Genomic DNA, 17,964 nt, shown 5'->3' with positions numbered 1-17,964 from the left:
TCGACGCCGAAGGCGGGTCAGCCCTGGCGCGAGACCTCGGCGCTCTCGCTGGGCGCCGGAGGACCGGCAGGGCGCACGACGCGTCGGCCCCGTCGTTCGACGGCCGGCACGGCGTGCTGACCGGCGCGGCCGGCGCGCTCGTCGCCGGGCAGCACGCGGGAGCGGCGTCCGTAGATGAGCTCGGACGAGTCGAGCAGCCAGGGCACGAGCGTGATCGAGACGCCGTGCACCAGCATCAGCTGCTGCGCGATGCGGCGGGCGCGACGGTTGTGCAGCAGCCCCTCCCACCAGTGGCCGACGATGTACTGCGGCAGGTAGACGGTGACCACCGACGAGCCGTGCTCCTCACGGTACTTGCGCACCCACTCGGCGATGGGCCCCGCGTAGGTCCGGTACGGCGACTCGATGATCTTGAGCGGGATCGGCATGCGGTGGCGGCGCCATTCCGCCTCGATCGCCTCGGTGTCGTCCTTCGAGACGGCGATATGCACCGCGAAGGTCTTGTCGTGCTTGGCGGCGAGGGCGTAGTCGACGGCCTTGACCACCGGCTTCTGCAGCTTGTTGACGAGGATGATCGCCACGTCGCCCGACGAGCCGAAGTGCGTCTGGTCGTCCATCTCGATCTCATGCTCGACGTCGCGGTAGTACCGGTGCACGCCCACCATGAGGAACGACAGGATGGGGATCGCGAGGAACACGAGCCACGCGCCGTGCGTGAACTTCGTGATCGTCACGATCACGAGCACCGACGCCGTCATGGTGGCGCCGAGCGAGTTGATGAACAGGCCCTTGCGCAGGCCGAACAGCTCGCCGCGCACGCTCTGCGAGCTGCGCTGGTCCGTGGGCAGCCGGCCGATCTCGCGGATGCCGCGCGTCCAGTGCCGGATCATGCCGATCTGGCCGATCGTGAACGACACGAAGACGCCGATGATGTACAGCTGGATCAGGTTCGTGAGGTTGGCCTGGTAGACGATCAGCACCCCGATGGCGATGAGGCCGAGGATGATCATGCCGTTCGAGTACACGAGACGGTCGCCGCGGGTGTTGAGGGCCTTCGGCGCGTAGCCGTCGCGGGCGAGCACCGACCCGAGCAGCGGGAAGCCGTTGAACGCCGTGTTCGCCGCCAGCAGCAGCACGACCGCCGTCGCCGCCTGGATGATGAAGAACGGGATCGAGTTCATGCCGAACACGGCCGACGAGACCTGCGCCATGAGGCTCGGCTGCGGGTTGGAGCAGTCGAAGCCGATGAGGTCGCAGGGGTTCTCGGCGTAGTGGACGCCCGACACGAGGGCGATCGCGGTCAGGCCGGTGAACAGCAGGATCGCGATGCCACCCATCATGGCGAGCGTCGTCTGCGCGTTCTTGACCTTGGGGCGGCGGAACGCCTGTACGCCGTTCGAGACCGCCTCGACGCCCGTCAGGGCCGAACAGCCGCTGGAGAACGCGCGCAGCACGAGCAGGATGACGGCCGCTTGCGTGATGTCCTGCGTCTCGACCGCGTACTGGGCGCTCGAGGCGACGGGGGCGTTGCCCGTCGCGATCTCGATGAGGCCGACGACGATCATGACGCCCACCGACCCGATGAAGACGTAGGTCGGGATCGCGAACGCGCGGGATGCCTCCCGCACGCCGCGCAGGTTGATCACGACGATGAGGATGACGAACCCGACCGCCAGCTCCACGCGCCACGGGTTGAGGCCCGGGAGCGCCGAGATGATGTTGTCGACGCCCGACGCGACCGACACCGCCACCGTGAGGACGTAGTCCACGAGCAGGGCCGAGGCCACGATCACCCCGGGGATCTCGCCGAGGTTCTTGCGGGCGACCTCGTAGTCGCCGCCGCCCGAGGGGTAGGCCTTGATGAGCTGACGGTAGCTGATCACCACGACGACGAGCAGCACGACGACGGCGGCCGCGATCCACGGCGCGAAGGCGAGGAACGCCAGGCCACCCGTCATGAGGATGAGCAGCAGCTCCTGCGGCGCGTAGGCGACCGACGACAGCGCGTCGGACGCGAAGATCGGCAGCGCCAGTTTCTTCGGGAGCAGGTGCTCGTCGGAGTCCGTGGAGGCGAGCGGATCCCCCAGGATGAGGCGCTTGGCCATCGGCGCCTCATCGACCGACTGCTCGCGGCTTTCGTTCGTCACGGCGGGCGATATTACGCGCATGGATTCCGTGAGGACGCATCCGGACAGGCATCCTCACGGAATCCATACGGCGTGCTCCTCTGAGAGACTCAAACGGTGGATGAACAGGTGATTCTGGGGGTGCTCGCCATCGCCGCCGGCCTCGTCGTCGGCGTCTTCCTGTTCGTCCCGTTCGTGGCGCTCAGCTACCGCCGGCGCGGAGGATTCGGGATCGGCCGGTTCGTGCTGTGGGGCGCCGCACTGGTGTATCTCATGGCGATCTGGACGTACACCCTGCTGCCCCTTCCCGACCCCGGCACGATCCGGTGCGCGGGGGTCAACCTCGACGTGCTGGCCTTCGTCGGCGACATCCGCGGGGCGTTCGCCCGCCCCGGCCGCACCCTCACCGACCCGGCCGTGCTGCAGCTGCTGCTGAACGTGCTGCTGTTCGTGCCGCTCGGCTTCTTCGTGCGCGTGCTCGGCGGTCGTGGCATCCCCACCGCCCTTCTCGTGGGCCTCGGCGTCTCGGCCTTCATCGAGACCACGCAGCTCACCGGGGTGTGGGGCCTCTACCCGTGCGCGTACCGCGTGTTCGACGTCGACGACCTGCTGAGCAACACGCTCGGCGCGCTGATCGGCTCGGTGCTCGCGCTGGCGGTGCCGCGCCGCCACTGGGGAACGCCGAAGTTCCCGGACGCCGAGTCGCCGCGTCCGATCACGCGCCGCCGCCGGTTCCTCGCGATGCTGTGCGACGTGCTCGCGGCATGGGTGCTCGGCGTCGCCGTCGCCGTCGGCTTCCAGCTGCTGCTGTATGCGCTCGGCGCCGACCGGGCCGTGCGCGAGGGCACCGCGGCGAACGCCGTGGCCGGCGCCGTGCCGATCGCCCTGTGGCTCACGGTGACGCTCGCCACCGGACGCACGATCGGCGACCACGCCGTGCAGCTGCGCTACACCGGCGGCCAGCTGCCGCCGGCGCTCGCGCGGCCGCTGCGGTTTCTCGGCGGCATCGGCGGCTACCTGCTGCTGAGCGCCCTTCCCGGCGCCTGGGGCGTCGTGACCGGCGCCTTCGCGCTCGTCTCGGCGGTGCTCGTCCTCACCACCGATGACCGCCGCGGCCTGCCCGGCATCGTCTCGGGCCAGCGCCTGGTGGACGCCCGCGAGCCTGTCGAGCCCGTCGAGCGCTGACGCGGAAGGATGCCGGAACCCCCGGCTGCCGGCAGCCCCGGCCAGGGTTGCGTCTCGCCCCCGCGTCTCGCCTCCGCGTCTCGCCGCCGTCGGCTCACGCGGATCCGCTCACGCGGATCCGGCGCCCGACACGCGGGCGCGTGAGCCCCGTGCCCCGGCGTGTTGCGGGCGAGGTCCGCTCAAGCGGATCCGATTCTGCGAACACAGCGGCGGCGCGACTGGTGCCCGAACGTCGAGCCCGTCGAGCGCTGACGCGGAAGGATGCCGGCGGCCGGGGCCGCCGGCATCCACTCGACTACGCCGCCGGCGCGCCCAGGAACTCGCGCGCGGCGACCACGAGCGCGTCGACGCCGCGGCTGAGCGTCGGCTGGATCACCGGCGCGAAGAACGGCGAGTGGTTCGTGGGGATGTCGTGCTCGACCGTGCCCGCGGCGAACGCCTTCGCGAACGCCTCGGGATCGACGCCGCCCCAGAACCAGTAGACGAGCGGCACGCCCGCCTCGCGGGCGAACCACGACACGTCCTCGCTGCCGGTGAACATCCCGGGGTCGATGACGGTGCCCTCGCCGAACGCGGTGTCGAACGCAGCCGTCAGCCGCGTCGTCGCCGCGACGTCGTTGATCGTCGGGGGCAGCGTGTGGTCGGTGACGATGACCGGCGGCTCCTCGGCGCCCGACGCCTGCGCCTCGGCGCGCACGATGCGCTCGACCTTCTCGAGCACCGCCGCGCGGGCCTCGTCGTCGGGGTAGCGCAGGCTCAGCTCGAGCTTCGCCTCGGCGGGGATGATGTTGTTCTTGAGGCCGGCGTGGATGGAGCCGACCGTGACGACCGCGACGTCGCGCGGGTCGATCTCGCGCGACACGATCGTCTGCAGGCGCATGACGGTGGCCGCCGCCATGACGACGGGGTCGATCGTCGCCTGCGGCCGCGAGCCGTGCCCGCCGCGGCCCAGCAGGGTGACGGTGAGCCCGTCGGATGCCGCCATCTGGGTACCGCCGCGCACGCCGATCGTGCCCGCGGGCAGGGGGGTGACGTGCTGGCCGAGCACGATGTCGGGCTTCGGGAACCGGTCGAGCACGCCGTCGGCGATCATCGCCTGCGCGCCCGAGCCGTACTCCTCGGCGGGCTGGAACACGACGACCACGGTGCCCGACCACTCGTCGGTCGAGGCGACCAAGCGCTCCAGTGCGCCCAGCATCGCGGTGACGTGCATGTCGTGGCCGCACGCGTGCATGACGGGCACGTCATTGCCGGCCGGGTCGGTGCCGCGTGCGGTGCTGGCGTACTCGAGGCCCGTCTGCTCGGGCACCGGCAGGGCGTCCATGTCGGCGCGCAGCCACACGACGGGTCCGTCGCCGTTGCGGATCACGCCGGCGACGCCGGTCTTGCCGATCCCCTCCTCGAACTCGATGCCGAGGTCGGTGAGATGCTGCGCGATCACCCCCGCCGTCCGCGTTTCTTGGAACGACAGCTCCGGATGCCGGTGCAGATCGATGTACAGAGCTTCGAGGTCGATCGTCATGACCTGAGCCTAGCCGCGGGCGCGGCGGCGTCGTCAGCCGGGAAGGCGGGCCGTCGAGCCGCGCACGATGAGCTCGAACGGCAGCTCGCCGGGGCGGTGCGTGGGCGCCTCGTCGTCCGGTGCCTCCAGCGCGCCGAGGATCGCCTCGGCCGCCCGCTCGCCCTGGCCCATCGGGAACTGGTCCACCGTCGTCAGCCGGAAGAACTCGCCCAGCTCGTGGCCGTCGATGCCGATCACCGAGAGGTCCTCGGGCACGCGGTAGCCGAGGTCGCGGGCGGCCAGCAGCGCGCCGATCGCCATCTCGTCGGATGCCGCGAAGATCGCCGTGGGGCGGCCGCCGGGCTTCCCGAGCAGCTGCTTGGCGGCGCGGAAGCCGCCCTCGATCGTGAAGTCGGCCGGCTCGAACAGCGACGGGATGACCTCGATGCCCGCGTCGGCCAGCGCCTGCTCGAAGCCCTGGCGCCGCTGGGTGGGGATGTGGAAGTCGATGTCGAACTCGGGGCTGGCGCCGATGTGCGCGATCTCGCGGTGCCCGAGCGCCAAGAGATGCTCGGTGGCCAGGCGCGCGACTGCGACATCGTCGACGGTCAGCGTCGTCAGGCGCGGGTTCGGGCCGCCGATCGCGATCACCGGCAGGTCGAGCTCGACGAGCCGCTCGGTCTCTTCGTCGCCGAGCTCGAGCGAGATCGCTATCACGCCGTCGACGCGGCCGCGTCGCAGGAACGTGTCGAACACGTCGTGACGCTCGCCGCGGTCGGCGGTGAGGCTGTACAGCGTGATGTCGTAGCCGCGGCGCATGAGCGCGGAGGCGATGCCGCTCAGCACCGTCGAGAAGAACCAGCGGTCGAGGAACGGCACCAGCACGCCGATGTTGCGCGTGCGGCCCGAGGCGAGGCTCGACGCCGACGCCGACACCACGTATCCGAGGCTCTTCGCCGCCTCTTCGACCTTCGCCTTCGCGCCGGCCGAGACGTGGCCGCGCCCGCTCAGCGCGCGTGAGACGGTCGCCGTCGAGACGCCCGCCGCGCGGGCGACCTCGTCGATGCTGACCACGTCGTCTCCCTGTCCCCTTCGTTGACTTGGCTCATATGTACAACACGCCAGGCGTGTCGCGTGCATCTACGCCCACTCATCGTGTGTGTGTGTCTGTGTCGATGAGTGGATGCCGCACGCCGGCCGGGCGGGTCAGACCTGGTCGACCACCCAGACGGCCGTGTCGGCGGGGACCACGTCGGTGACGGGACCGCTCGATGCGATCACGATACCGCTCGGCAGCGCGGCAGGCTCGGAGCCGGTGTTCGCGACGACCGTGACATTCCCGTTGCGGAATGCGACGGCATCCACTCCGTACCCGTCGAGCCACTCGAGCGAGCCCGCCCCGAGACCACGGGCGCGCCGCTCGGCGAGGAGCGTCCGGTACAGCTCGAGCGTCGAGCCGGGGACGCCCGCCTGGGCGTCGCGAGCGAGCCGCGCCCACTCGGCCGGCTGCGGCAGCCACGAGGCGCCGGAGTCGTTGAAGCCGTAGGCGGGGGCATCCGCGTTCCAGGGGAGCGGGACGCGGCAGCCGTCGCGGCCGTAGCGCTCGCCGTTCGTGCGGAACCACGTCGGGTCCTGGCGTGCCTCGCCGGGGATGTCGATGACCTCGGGAAGCCCGAGCTCCTCGCCCTGGTACAGGTACGCCGAGCCGGGGAGCGCGAGCATGAGCGTCGTCGCCGCGCGGGCGCGGGCCAGGCCCACCTCGGGGATCGGCTGGCCGGGGGAGTCCGGGCCGATGCCGTGGCCCTGCGGGTTCTCAGCCGTCAGCGCGAGACGCGTCGCGTGCCGTACGACGTCGTGGTTCGACAGCACCCACGTCGACGGCGCGCCGACGCCGGGGAAGGCGCGCAGCGACAGGTCGATCACCGCGCGCAGGTCGGCGGCATCCCATTCGGTCTGCAGGTAGGGGAAGTTGAACGCCTGGTGCATCTCGTCCGGGCGGACCCATTCGGCGGTGCGCTCCGCCGTCGGCAGCCACGCCTCGGCGGCGAGGGCACGGTCGCCCGGGTACTCCTCGAGGATCTTGCGCCAGTCGCGGTACACCTCGTGCACGGCGTCCTGGCCCCAATAGGGCACGTTCTCGTCTTCGCCGCCCATCGAACCCGCCTCGGGGTTCGGGATGTAGTCGGGCAGGCCCTCGGCCTTCACGAGACCGTGGGCGACGTCGACGCGGAAGCCGTCCACACCGCGGTCGAGCCAGAAGCGCAGCACGCGGCGGAACTCCTCGCGCACCTCCTCGTTCGACCAGTCGAAGTCCGGCTGCGACGAGTCGAACAGGTGCAGGTACCACTGGCCCGACGTGCCGTCGGCCTCGACCACGCGGGTCCACGCCGGTCCGCCGAACACCGACTCCCAGTTGTTCGGGGGCAGTTCGCCGTGCTCGCCCTTGCCGTCGCGGAACATGTAGCGCGCGCGCTCGGCGCTGCCGGGGGCGGAGGCGAGAGCCTGCTGGAACCACTCGTGCTGGTCGGACGAGTGGTTCGGGACCAGGTCGACGATGACGCGGATGCCGCGAGCGTGCGCGGCGGCCAGCATGTCGTCGAAGTCGCCCAGCGTGCCGAACAGCGGGTCGACGTCGCAGTAGTCGCTGACGTCATAGCCGGCGTCCTTCTGCGGGGAGCGCTGGAACGGGCTCAGCCAGATCGCGTCGATGCCGAGGCTCTGCAGGTCGTCGAGGTGGGCGGTGATCCCCGGCAGGTCGCCGATGCCGTCGCCCGACGCGTCGGCGAACGAGCGCGGGTAGATCTGGTAGATCACAGCGGTGCGCCACCACTCGGAGCCGGCGGGCGTGGGCTCTGCGGACGGGAAGGGCGCAGCGGTGCGCTCGGCGGTCTCTGCGGAAGTCATTCGGCCAGTGTACTGCAAGCGCTTACACTCCCCGCTCGCGCGCGGGTGACGCGCCCGCAGGCGCGCGCGAGCCAGGCGGACGACGCCGGGACCGGCGTTCAGGACGCGGGCGTAGGGTGAAGCGCGTGTCCGAAGCCCTCACCCGCGCTGAATCGCTCATCCGCACCATCCCCGACTACCCCGAGCCCGGGGTGCTGTTCCGCGACATCACACCGCTGCTGGCCGATCCGCGGGCGCTGCGCACCGTGATCCACGCGATGATCGCGCCGTTCGAGGGCTCGTTCGACGTGGTCGCCGGCGTCGAGGCGCGCGGCTTCCTGCTGGCCGGCGCTGCCGCGATGGAAGCGGGCGCGGGACTGGTGCCGATCCGCAAGGCCGGCAAGCTCCCGCTGCCGGCGGCATCCGTCACATACGCCCTCGAGTACGGCACCGCGACCATCGAGGCGCACGACGACATCACGCCGGGCATGCGCGTCCTGCTCGTCGACGACGTGCTGGCCACCGGCGGCACGCTGGTCGCCGCGCACGAACTCGTCACCACGCTCGGCGGCACCGTCGTGGGCACCGCCGTGCTCATGGAGCTGACCGCGCTCGGCGGCCGCGGTGTCGTCGGCGACGTCCACACCGTCTTCACGGCCTGACGCCGCCGCCGCGTTCCGCGGGCCGGGCCGGCGTCATCGGGGCGACTCGTCCTCCGGCAGGACCGGGGTGGTCCCGGTCGGCGGCCCGAAATGCGGGATCGGCTCCGGTCGCTCGCCCCGCGAACGCGGCCGAGGCTCCGGGTCGGCGGGGGCCGCGGCATCCTCTTCGAAGGGGATGAGCCGATCGATGTGCGCCGCGTCACGGCGGAACCGGCGCCCGGTCACCGCGCTCGCGGTGACCTTCATCGCGAACAGCTTCGTCGTCGGGCTCGACGACGCGAGCTCGCGGACCCCGCTGTCGCGGATCTCGTCGTCGCGCGCCACCCGCTCGGCTCGGCCGCGCACGACGACGCTCCACCGCACATCGTCCGTCACGCCGTCTATCTCGTAGGCGACGAGGGGATGGTGCGCGATGTGCATCAGCTTCGGGTCGCGTGCCGTCCGGACGAACAGCGACCCCTCGTACGCGAGGTGGTTGACCGGAAAGATGTCAGGTGCGCCGTCGACGTGGATCACGGCGAGGCGTCCGAAGTCGGCCTGCTGCAGATAGTCCCAGCACTCGGCGGTCGAGAGCCGCTCGACCCCGGGTGTGCGTGCTTCGCGTGGATCCTTCATCGATCGGCCTCCGTCTCCTTCCCTTCCGTCCTACCTCAGCGTCATGGCGAAGAGAAGGGGTGTGGATGCCGGCGGCCCGGCGCCGCGCGGGGGCCGGTCAGATCACGAGCGTGACGATCAGCACGCCGGCGCCGAGGAAGGCGCACCAGCCGCGGATGTGGTTGCCCACGGTCCACTGGCGGCTGATCGCGCGCCACGCCTGCTGATCTGCGGCGGCATCGGGCGCGAGCCTGTCGACCACGGTGTTGCGGGGGATGTGGAACGCACCGGTGATGAAGAAGTGGGCGACGATCAGCACATCGCCGACGAGGCGCCACGCCGAGACCGCACCCTGCCAGGCGATGAGCTCGGCGACCGCGGAGGCCGCCGCCACGAGCGCCGAGCCGAGGAACAGCAGCAGGAACACCGGGCGGATGGACCGGTTGATCTGCTGCATCGCCCGCACGGCCGCGTCGGCGGGCGTCCGAGAGAGGCCCGGCATGACCAGCAGCGAGAAGCCGAAGTACAGGCCTCCCATCGCCGCACCGAGCAGCGCGGCCGCCGCCGCGAGGGTGTCCTGCACGTCCATGTGCGCTCCTTGTGGGGGTGGGGCGTCAGTCGCCGAGCACGACGTTGAGGGGCGGCTCACCCGCGGCGAGGCGCTCGATCTGCGTGCGCACGAGCTTGGCCACCCGTGGGCGCATGGCGCTGGACGCACCGCCGACGTGCGGCGTGATGAGCACGCCGGGCAGGCTCCACAGGGGGTGCCCTTCGGGCAGCGGCTCGGGCGCCGTGACGTCGAGCGCGGCCCGGATGCGGCCGCGACCGACGTGGTCCACGAGCGCGTCGGTGTCGACGAGCGAGCCGCGGCCCACGTTGATGACCAGCGCGCCGTCGGGCAGTGCGGCCAGGAAGGCGTCGTCGACGAGGTTCTGGGTGGCCGCGCCGCCGGGCAGTGTCAGGATCACGATCTCGGCGCGGGGGAGGAGGTCGGGCAGCTCGTCCACCCCGTGCACGGCGACGCCGTCCTCGTCGCGCGCGTGCGAGGCGACGGCGGTGAGCTCGACCTCGAACGGCGCGAGGCGCGCGGCGACGGCCTTGCCGACGCCCCCGTACCCGAGCAGCAGCACGCGGCGGTCGGCCAGGCTCTGCGCGAAGACCGGTGACCAGCGCCCGGACGCCGTGTCCACGGCGAACCGGTCGATGTGCCGCTGCGCCGCGATCGCGAGACCCACCGCGAGCTCGGCGGTCGACGTCTCGTGCACCGAAGCGGCATTGGCGAACGTGAGTCCCGCGGGCAGGATGTCGGCCACGCCGTCGTAGCCGATCGACTGCCCCTGCACGAGCCCGACCTCGACGCCCTCGAGGCGTTCCAGCACGCGCGCCATCGACATGTACGGCGGCACGACGATGTCGAACCGGTCGCGCGGGGCGGCGGCATCCATCGGCCACACGACGAGCTCGACGTTGTCGGGCAGCGCGCCGAGATCGGCGGCGAGCTGTTCGGTGGGGACGCTGACGACGAGATTCGGGATGCCGGTGCTCACCCGCTCCACGCTACCGGGGTCGTCATCCACCGAGATCAGGAGATCCGGCCGACACAGGACGATTCCGCGCAGATCATCCTGTCTGCGCGAGATCACCTGATCTGGAGAGCAGGGATGCCGGCGGTCAGGCGGCCTGCGCGACGACCGCGGCGATCGCCGACGAGAAGAAGCTCAGACCGTCCACGCCGGAGCGCATCGCGGCCGACGTGTCGGGCCCGAAGCCGGGCTCGACGGCGTGCTCGGGGTGCGGCATGAGGCCGACGACGTTGCCGCGCTCGTTCGCGATGCCGGCGATGTCGCGCAGCGATCCGTTCGGGTTGACGCCCACGTAGCGGAAGGCGACGAGCCCCTCGCCCTCGAGGCGGTCGAGCTCGGACTCCGAGGCGATGTAGCCGCCGTCGGCGTTCTTGAGCGGGATCACGATCTCTTGCCCGACCGACAGGTCGCTGGTCCACGCCGTGTCGGCGTTCTCGACGCGCAGCCGCTGGTCGCGGCGGATGAACTGCTGGTGGGCGTTGCGGATCAGGCCGCCCGGCAGCAGGTGCGCCTCGACGAGCATCTGGAAGCCGTTGCAGATCCCGAGGATCGGCATGCCCTTGGCGGCGGCATCCTTCACCTCGGACATGATCGGTGCGAGCGCCGCGATCGCTCCCGCGCGCAGGTAGTCGCCGTAGCTGAAGCCGCCCGGGAGCACGAGCGCGTCGACGCCTTCGAGGTCGTGCGAGCCGTGCCACAGGGCGACGGGCTCCGCGCCGGCGATCTGGATCGCGCGCTGCGCGTCGCGGTCGTCGAGCGAGCCGGGGAAGGTGATGACGCCGATACGGGTCATTCCACGACCTCGATGCCCACGACGTCCTCGATGACCGCATTCGACAGGATCTCGTCGGCGACGCGCTTGGCCTCGGCGAGGACCTCGTCGGTGACCTCGCCCTCGATCGCGAGCTCGAACCGCTTGCCGATGCGCACGCCGGCGAAGTCAGAGATTCCGAGCCGCGCGAACGCGCCGGCGACGGCCTTCCCCTGGGGGTCCAGCAGTTCGGCCTTGGGCATGACGTCGACGACGATGGTGGGCATGTGACAGCTCCGGATGTCGCGGGAAGGGGTCGCCTCCAGTCTACGGGCCCCGGCATCCCCTCGGTTCCCAGGCTCGCGACGGGGTCGGACGGGGGTCGTGATCAAACCGTGACCCGTCCATGGGAGCGCTCCCTTGACTTTCGTGGGAGCGATCCCATAACGTTGCCTCTCGGTTGGTGGGAACGCTCCCACGGCCAGCCGGCGCGGCACCCGTCCGAGTCGGTCCTGCAACACAGAGAACCCCTGAAAACACAAAGGAGTGACAGTGAACGCACGCGCCTTCCGCAGAAGCGCCGTGGCACTCGCCGCATTCTCGGCTTCGGCCATCGTCCTCGCCGGCTGCGCCAGCGGCAACGGTGACGACGCCGGCAGCTCGGACGAGAAGATCACGCTGACCGTCGCCACCTTCAACGACTTCGGCTACACCGATGAGCTCCTCAAGGAGTACATGGATGAGAACCCGAACGTGAAGGTCGTGCACAACCGGGCCGCGACGTCGAACGACGCCCGCGCCAACTACTTCCAGAAGCTCGGCAAGAAGGGTCTCGCCGACATCGAGGCCATCGAGGTCGACTGGCTTCCCGAGGTCATGAAGTACTCCGACCTGCTCGCGCCGGTCCCGGACGACCTGACCGACCGCTGGCTCGACTGGAAGACCGAGGCTGCGACCGACCCCGACGGCAACCTCATCGGCTACGGCACCGACATCGGCCCCGAGGCCGTCTGCTACCGCCAGGACCTCTTCGAGGCGGCCGGGCTCCCGTCCGACCCCGCTGACGTCGCCGCGGCGATCGACGGCGACTGGTCGAAGTACTTCGCGCTGGGCGACCAGTACACCGCCGCGACGGGCGAGGCGTTCTTCGACTCGGCCGGCAGCACGTACCAGGGCATGATCAACCAGGTCGAGGCTGCCTACGAGGACCCGGAGTCGGGCGACATCATCGCCACCGAGAACCCCGAGGTCAAGGACATCTACGACCAGGTGCTCGCCGCGAGCGCCACGCAGTCCGCTCACCTCGGACAGTGGTCGGACGACTGGTACGCCGGCATGTCGAACGGCGCCTTCGCGACGCTGCTCTGCCCCGGCTGGATGCTCGGCCAGATCACGGGCAACGCGCCCGACACGACCGGCTGGAACATCGCCAACGTGTTCCCCAACGGCGGCGGCAACTGGGGCGGCTCGTACCTGACCGTCCCCGCCAACGGCCCCCACGTCAAGGAGGCGCAGGCTCTCGCCGACTGGCTGACCGCTCCTGAGCAGCAGATCAAGGCGTTCGAGAACGCCGGCACGTTCCCGAGCCAGGTCGAGGCGCTCGAGTCCGACACGCTGCTGAGCTCGACGAACGAGTACTTCAACAACGCGCCGGTGGGCCAGATCTTCACCGACCGCGCCAACGCGGTCACGGTCTCGCCGTTCAAGGGCCAGTACTACTTCCAGATCAACGACGCGATGCAGCAGGCGCTGACCCGTGTCGAGGACGGAACGCAGGACGCGAAGACGTCGTGGGACCAGTGGGTCTCCGAGGTCGACACGATCGGCTGATGAATCCGGATGCCGGGGGCCGCTGCCGCAGCGGCGGCTCCCGGTGCCCCCTCTGACCCGGACGGGGCGGGTTCTGATTGCGACCCGCCTCGTCCGCACCATGTCACGCGCCGTGCCGCCGGCGCCCACCTGTCCGCTCCGGACCCGAACTGAGGAGCCCACGTGACCACCACCGTCCCGAGCTCGCGAACTCCCAAGCGCATCGGCTTCGGCCACCGGATGACGGCGTGGGATCTGAAGCTCTCGCCCTACCTGTACATCTCGCCGTTCTTCATCCTCTTCATCGTGATCGGGCTCTTCCCGATCGGCTACACCGCCGTCGTCTCGTTCATGGACTGGGACCTCGTCCGCAACTCCGGCGAGTTCATCGGGTGGGCCCAGTACGAGTGGATCCTGTCGAACCCCAAGTTCTGGACCGCGCTGCGCAACACCTTCAGCATCTTCCTGCTGTCGAGCATCCCGCAGCTCATCGCCGCCATCTTCATCGCCGCGATGCTCGACCAGAACATCCGCGCCAAGACGTTCTGGCGCATGGGCGTCCTCGTCCCCTACGTCATGGCCCCCGTCGCCGTCGCCCTCATCTTCAGCAACATGTTTGGCGACCAGTACGGCATCATCAACACCCTGCTCAACCGGATCGGCATCCCCGACATCCCGTGGCACTCCAACGCCTTCGCGAGCCACATCGCGATCGCCACGATGGTCAACTTCCGCTGGACCGGCTACAACACCCTCATCCTCCTCGCCGCGATGCAGGCCATCCCGCGCGACTACTACGAGGCGGCCACCGTCGACGGCGCGGGCAAGATCCGCCAGTTCTTCTCGATCACCGTCCCGAGCCTGCGCCCCACCCTCATCTTCGTGATCATCACGTCGACCATCGGCGGCCTGCAGATCTTCGACGAGCCGCGCATGTACGACCAGTTCGGCACCGGCGGCGCGAACTCGCAGTGGCTGACGATCAGCCTCTGGCTGTACAACATCGGCTGGGGCGAATGGAACTTCGGCCGGGCCGCGGCGCTCGCGTGGATCCTGTTCCTCATCATCCTGGCAATCGGCGTCGTCAACCTGTTCGTGTCGCAGAGCCTCATCCGCGACGAAGGCGGGCGCGGTCAGCTGACCCGCAAGCAGCGACGAGCGGCTGCCCGTGCGGCTCGCGCCTCCGTCGCCGCCGACGCCCACCGCGCCGTCGCCGACACCTCGTCCGCCAGCGCCCAGAAGGAGACCGTGCGATGAGCGCCACGACCGCGATGCCTCTGCACCTCGACGACACCGAGATCGCTCCCGAAGAGAACCGTCGCCGCCGCCGGCGGCGCGGCGGGGCCGGCGAGCGGCCCGGCTGGTTCGTCTACACCGCCCTCAGCTTCGTGCTGCTGGCCTCGCTGCTGCCGTACTACTGGTCCCTGCTGATCGGGTCGGGCGACTCCTCGACGATCCGCGACCCCAACATGTCGTGGATCCCCGGCGGCAACTTCCTGGCCAACGCCGCTGCGGTGGTGAACAACGACGCCGTCAACTTCTGGACCGCGCTGTGGAACTCCATCTGGAGCTCGACGGTCATCGCGCTGTCGGTCGTGTTCTTCTCGACCCTCGCCGGCTGGGCCTTCGCGAAGCTCCGCTTCAAGGGCGGCAACATCCTGCTGATCTTCGTGATCGCCACCATGGCCGTGCCCACCCAGCTCGGCGTCGTACCGCTGTACATCCTGTTCGCCGACCTCGGCTGGACCGGCCAGATCGGCGCGATCATCATCCCGGCGCTGGTCACCGCGTTCGGCGTGTTCTGGATGACCCAGTACCTGCGCCAGACCGTGCCCGACGAGCTCATCGAGGCGGCCCGCGTCGACGGCGCCAACTCGTTCCGCACGTTCATGACCGTCGGCCTGCCGGCCGCGCGTCCCGCGGCGGCGATGCTGGGCCTGTTCACGTTCGTGACGGCGTGGAACAACTTCTTCTGGCCGTTCATCGTCCTCGACCCGCAGAACCCGACCCTGCCGGTGGCCCTCCAGCTGCTGCAGTCGAACTACTTCGTCGACTACTCGGTCGTGCTCGCCGGTGTGCTCCTCGCGACCATCCCGCTGCTGATCCTGTTCGTCTTCACCGGCAAGCAGCTCGTCAGCGGCATCATGGCCGGGGCCGTCAAGGGCTAGGGCTACCGCCCTGCCCCGGCCCCCGGCATCCTGAATTCAGACTCTTCTTCGAGAGAGGACTCTCCCTCATGACGACCGCGATCTCGCGCGCCTTCCCGTCGGACTTCCTGTTCGGCGCCGCGACCGCCGCCTTCCAGATCGAGGGCGCCGCCCACGAGGACGGCCGCCGTGACTCCATCTGGGACGCGTTCTGCCGCGTGCCGGGTGCCGTCATCAACGCCGACAACGGTGACGTGGCCTGCGACCACTACCACCGCTACCGCGACGACGTCGCGCTGATGAAGGACCTCGGGCTGCAGACGTACCGCTTCTCGACCTCGTGGTCGCGGGTCCGTCCCGACGGGGGCGCGGTCAACGCGCAGGGCGTGGACTTCTACAAGCGGCTGGTGGACGAGCTGCTCGGCGCCGACATCCTGCCGTGGCTGACGCTGTACCACTGGGACCTGCCGCAGGCGCTGCAGGAGCAGGGCGGCTGGACCAACCGCGACACCGCCGACCGGTTCACCGAGTACGCGCTCACGATGCACGACGCCCTGGGCGACCGCGTGAACGTGTGGACGACGCTCAACGAGCCGTGGTGCTCGTCGTTCCTCAGCTACACCGCGGGCCTGCACGCGCCGGGCCACTACAGCGTCGAAGAGGGTGTGCTGGCCGCGCACCACCTGATGCTCGGGCACGGTCAGGCCGTCCGCGAGCTGCGCTCCCGCGACGCCTCACTCAACCTCGGCATCACGCTGAACCTGACGGTCGCCGAGCCCGTCGACGCCGCAGACCCCGCGGACGTGGACGCCGCGCGTCGCATCGACGGTCAGTTCAACCGGTGGTTCCTCGACCCGATCTTCCGCGGGCAGTACCCGGCCGACATCGTCGAGGACATCCGCGAGGTGGATGCCGCCGCCGTCGCCGCATGGGAGTCCGCGGTGCGTCCGGGCGACCTCGAGGTCATCTCGACGCCCATCGACACGCTCGGCGTGAACTACTACCACGGCGAGTACGTCGGCGGACACGAGCCCGAGAACCCGCCGATCGGCGGCGACGCGCCGACGGATCGCCCCGGCCGGTCGCCGTACCCGTCGCACGAGGGCATCTTCTGGCACGAGCGGGGCCTCCCGCGCACGCCGATGCAGTGGGAGGTGCAGCCCGAGGGGCTCACCGAGCTGCTGCAGCGCGTGTGGGGCGAGTACGCGCAGGCGGCCGGCACGGCGCTGTACGTCACCGAGAACGGCGCGGCCTACGACGACGAGCTCGTCGTCGACGGCGGCGAGAAGCGCGTGCACGACGCCGACCGCGTCGAGTTCCTGCGCGGGCACCTGGGGGCGATCCTGGATGCCGCCGACGCCGGCGTGGACGTGCGCGGCTACTTCTACTGGTCGCTGCTCGACAACTTCGAGTGGGCGTGGGGGTACGAGAAGCGGTTCGGCATCGTGCGGGTCGACTACGACACGCAGGAGCGCACGCCGAAGGACAGTGCGCTCGAGTACAGCCGCATCATCGGCGCGCGCGCACTCGATGTGGCCGGTGTCGGCGCCGCGGCGTCGGCGTAGCCTGTTCGGGCCGTAGATTCGGACGTGGTGTCGGGCAGGGAGGGACAGCGATGAGCTCGGATGTCGCGCGTCAGACGGTGACGATCGAAGAGGTCGCGGCCGCGGCGGGAGTCTCGCGGTCGACGGTGTCGCGCGTGGTCAACGGCTCGACCGCCGTCAGCCCGGAGGCGCTGGAGTCGGTCACGAAGGCGATCGCCGAGCTCAACTACGTGCCGAACCGTGCGGCGCGCTCGCTCGCGAGCCAGAAGACGCACGCGGTGGCCCTCATCGTCCCCGAAGACACCACGCGGTTCTTCGGCGACCCGTTCTTCGCGGCGATCGTGTCGGGCATCAACTCTCGGCTGAGCCGGTCGGACTACGTGCTGAACCTCTTCATCGCCAGCGACGACCCGGGTGACAAGACCACGTCGTACGTGCGCTCGGGTGCCGTGGACGGCGCGATCGTCGTGTCGCACCACACCAGCGACACGTTCATCGACCGCATCGCGAGCGCCGTGCCGGTGGTCTACGGCGGACGCCCGGTGCGCGAGCGCGAGCGCGACTACTACGTCGACGTCGACAACGCCCGCGGCGCGTACGACGCGACGGTGTTCCTGATCGAGAACGGCCGCAGCCGCATCGCGACGATCACCGGCCCGCACGACATGCCCGCGGGCGTCGACCGCCTGCGCGGCTACCAGGATGCGCTGAAGGCGTTCGGCCTCGACGAGATCGGCGTCGAGGACGGCAACTTCACCGCCGACGGCGGAGCCGAGGCGATGCGCCGCCTGCTGGAGTCGGGCGTCCGGCCGGACGCCGTGTTCGTCGCGAGCGACCTGATGGCCCGAGGGGTGCTGACCGCGCTGACCGCGGCGGGGCTCCGCGTCCCGCAGGACGTCGCCCTGGTCGGCTTCGACGACTCGCCGGTGGCGACGTCCGTCATCCCGCAGCTCACGACGGTGCGCCAGCCGTCCTTCGCGCAGGGCGAGCGCATGGCGACCGTGCTGCTCGACATCCTCGCCGGCCGCCACCCGCGCCACGTCACGATCCTCGAGACCGAGCTGGTCGTCCGCGACTCCGTCTGAGCGCCGCGGGTCGCCCGCTCACCGAGACCGGGGGTGCCGGACGAGACCGGGGGCGTCGTCCTGAAGCTCGGCCGAAGCCCTCGGTCTCGCGGGC

General features: G+C 70.4%; 16 protein-coding genes. 7 read left to right on the top strand and 9 right to left on the bottom strand.

Annotated elements, in window-relative coordinates; translation table 11 throughout:
* Nucleotides 1-17: 17 nt before the first annotated feature.
* Nucleotides 18-2,168, bottom strand: coding sequence for an APC family permease (locus FB391_RS14645; RefSeq protein ID WP_141895552.1), 2,151 nt, complete (start codon nt 2,166-2,168; stop codon nt 18-20).
* A gap of 75 nt (nt 2,169-2,243) precedes the next feature.
* Here FB391_RS14645 and FB391_RS14640 point away from each other — a divergent pair, with 75 nt between their 5' ends.
* Entirely contained in the window at nt 2,244-3,311 is a 1,068-nt protein-coding gene (locus FB391_RS14640) for a VanZ family protein (protein ID WP_246093536.1), read from the top strand.
* A 295-nt stretch (nt 3,312-3,606) separates the two neighbouring features.
* On the opposite strand, the gene FB391_RS14635 is transcribed toward FB391_RS14640, so the two are convergent.
* The 3 genes from FB391_RS14635 to FB391_RS14625 all read right to left on the bottom strand — a co-directional run bounded on the left by FB391_RS14635 (nt 3,607) and on the right by FB391_RS14625 (nt 7,716).
* The gene (locus FB391_RS14635) at nt 3,607-4,833 is read right to left on the bottom strand and encodes an amidohydrolase (RefSeq protein WP_141895550.1); all 1,227 of its coding nucleotides are present in this window, start codon (nt 4,831-4,833) and stop codon (nt 3,607-3,609) included.
* Nucleotides 4,834-4,866: 33 nt separating this feature from the next.
* Nucleotides 4,867-5,886, bottom strand: a complete 1,020-nt coding sequence (locus tag FB391_RS14630) for a LacI family DNA-binding transcriptional regulator (RefSeq protein ID WP_141895549.1) — start codon at nt 5,884-5,886, stop codon at nt 4,867-4,869.
* Nucleotides 5,887-6,018: 132 nt separating this feature from the next.
* Complete coding sequence (locus tag FB391_RS14625; protein WP_141895547.1) at nt 6,019-7,716, bottom strand: glycoside hydrolase family 13 protein; 1,698 nt, start codon at nt 7,714-7,716, stop codon at nt 6,019-6,021.
* A gap of 125 nt (nt 7,717-7,841) precedes the next feature.
* On the opposite strand from FB391_RS14625, the gene FB391_RS14620 reads away from it, so the two are divergent.
* Nucleotides 7,842-8,357, top strand: coding sequence for an adenine phosphoribosyltransferase (locus tag FB391_RS14620; RefSeq protein ID WP_141895546.1), 516 nt, complete (start codon nt 7,842-7,844; stop codon nt 8,355-8,357).
* A 33-nt stretch (nt 8,358-8,390) separates the two neighbouring features.
* Here FB391_RS14620 and FB391_RS14615 read toward each other — a convergent pair whose 3' ends face one another.
* The 5 genes from FB391_RS14615 to purS form a co-directional block, all read right to left on the bottom strand.
* Nucleotides 8,391-8,972 (bottom strand): pyridoxamine 5'-phosphate oxidase family protein, encoded by a 582-nt coding sequence (locus tag FB391_RS14615; protein WP_141895544.1) that lies wholly within the window; start codon nt 8,970-8,972, stop codon nt 8,391-8,393.
* A 97-nt stretch (nt 8,973-9,069) separates the two neighbouring features.
* Nucleotides 9,070-9,540 (bottom strand): anthrone oxygenase family protein, encoded by a 471-nt coding sequence (locus tag FB391_RS14610; RefSeq protein WP_141895542.1) that lies wholly within the window; start codon nt 9,538-9,540, stop codon nt 9,070-9,072.
* Between the two features lie 25 nt (nt 9,541-9,565).
* Nucleotides 9,566-10,498, bottom strand: a complete 933-nt coding sequence (locus FB391_RS14605) for a 2-hydroxyacid dehydrogenase (protein WP_185843114.1) — start codon at nt 10,496-10,498, stop codon at nt 9,566-9,568.
* A gap of 124 nt (nt 10,499-10,622) precedes the next feature.
* The gene (gene purQ, locus FB391_RS14600) at nt 10,623-11,327 is read right to left on the bottom strand and encodes a phosphoribosylformylglycinamidine synthase subunit PurQ (protein WP_141895540.1); all 705 of its coding nucleotides are present in this window, start codon (nt 11,325-11,327) and stop codon (nt 10,623-10,625) included.
* Nucleotides 11,324-11,572, bottom strand: coding sequence for a phosphoribosylformylglycinamidine synthase subunit PurS (gene purS, locus FB391_RS14595; RefSeq protein WP_141895538.1), 249 nt, complete (start codon nt 11,570-11,572; stop codon nt 11,324-11,326). Before purS ends, purQ begins: the two co-directional genes overlap by 4 nt.
* Before the next feature lie 265 nt (nt 11,573-11,837).
* Here purS and FB391_RS14590 point away from each other — a divergent pair, with 265 nt between their 5' ends.
* The 5 genes from FB391_RS14590 to FB391_RS14570 all read left to right on the top strand — a co-directional run bounded on the left by FB391_RS14590 (nt 11,838) and on the right by FB391_RS14570 (nt 17,870).
* The gene (locus tag FB391_RS14590; RefSeq protein ID WP_141895536.1) at nt 11,838-13,115 is read left to right on the top strand and encodes an ABC transporter substrate-binding protein; all 1,278 of its coding nucleotides are present in this window, start codon (nt 11,838-11,840) and stop codon (nt 13,113-13,115) included.
* 219 nt (nt 13,116-13,334) lie between these two features.
* Nucleotides 13,335-14,351, top strand: coding sequence for a carbohydrate ABC transporter permease (locus FB391_RS14585; protein WP_246093542.1), 1,017 nt, complete (start codon nt 13,335-13,337; stop codon nt 14,349-14,351).
* Nucleotides 14,348-15,262 carry a carbohydrate ABC transporter permease gene (locus FB391_RS14580; protein ID WP_141895532.1) on the top strand — a complete coding sequence of 305 codons (915 nt, stop codon included), beginning with the start codon at nt 14,348-14,350 and terminating at the stop codon, nt 15,260-15,262. The genes FB391_RS14585 and FB391_RS14580 overlap by 4 nt, the downstream gene beginning before the upstream one ends.
* Before the next feature lie 68 nt (nt 15,263-15,330).
* Complete coding sequence (locus tag FB391_RS14575) at nt 15,331-16,806, top strand: glycoside hydrolase family 1 protein (RefSeq protein WP_141895530.1); 1,476 nt, start codon at nt 15,331-15,333, stop codon at nt 16,804-16,806.
* Between the two features lie 50 nt (nt 16,807-16,856).
* Nucleotides 16,857-17,870, top strand: coding sequence for a LacI family DNA-binding transcriptional regulator (locus tag FB391_RS14570; protein WP_141895528.1), 1,014 nt, complete (start codon nt 16,857-16,859; stop codon nt 17,868-17,870).
* The last annotated feature ends 94 nt before the right edge of the window (nt 17,871-17,964 follow it).

This window comes from Microbacterium kyungheense, from assembly GCF_006783905.1.
GTDB lineage: Bacteria > Actinomycetota > Actinomycetes > Actinomycetales > Microbacteriaceae > Microbacterium > Microbacterium kyungheense.
The sequence above is the reverse complement of the archived record's forward strand: the minus strand, read 5'-3'. Positions and strand labels throughout refer to the sequence as shown.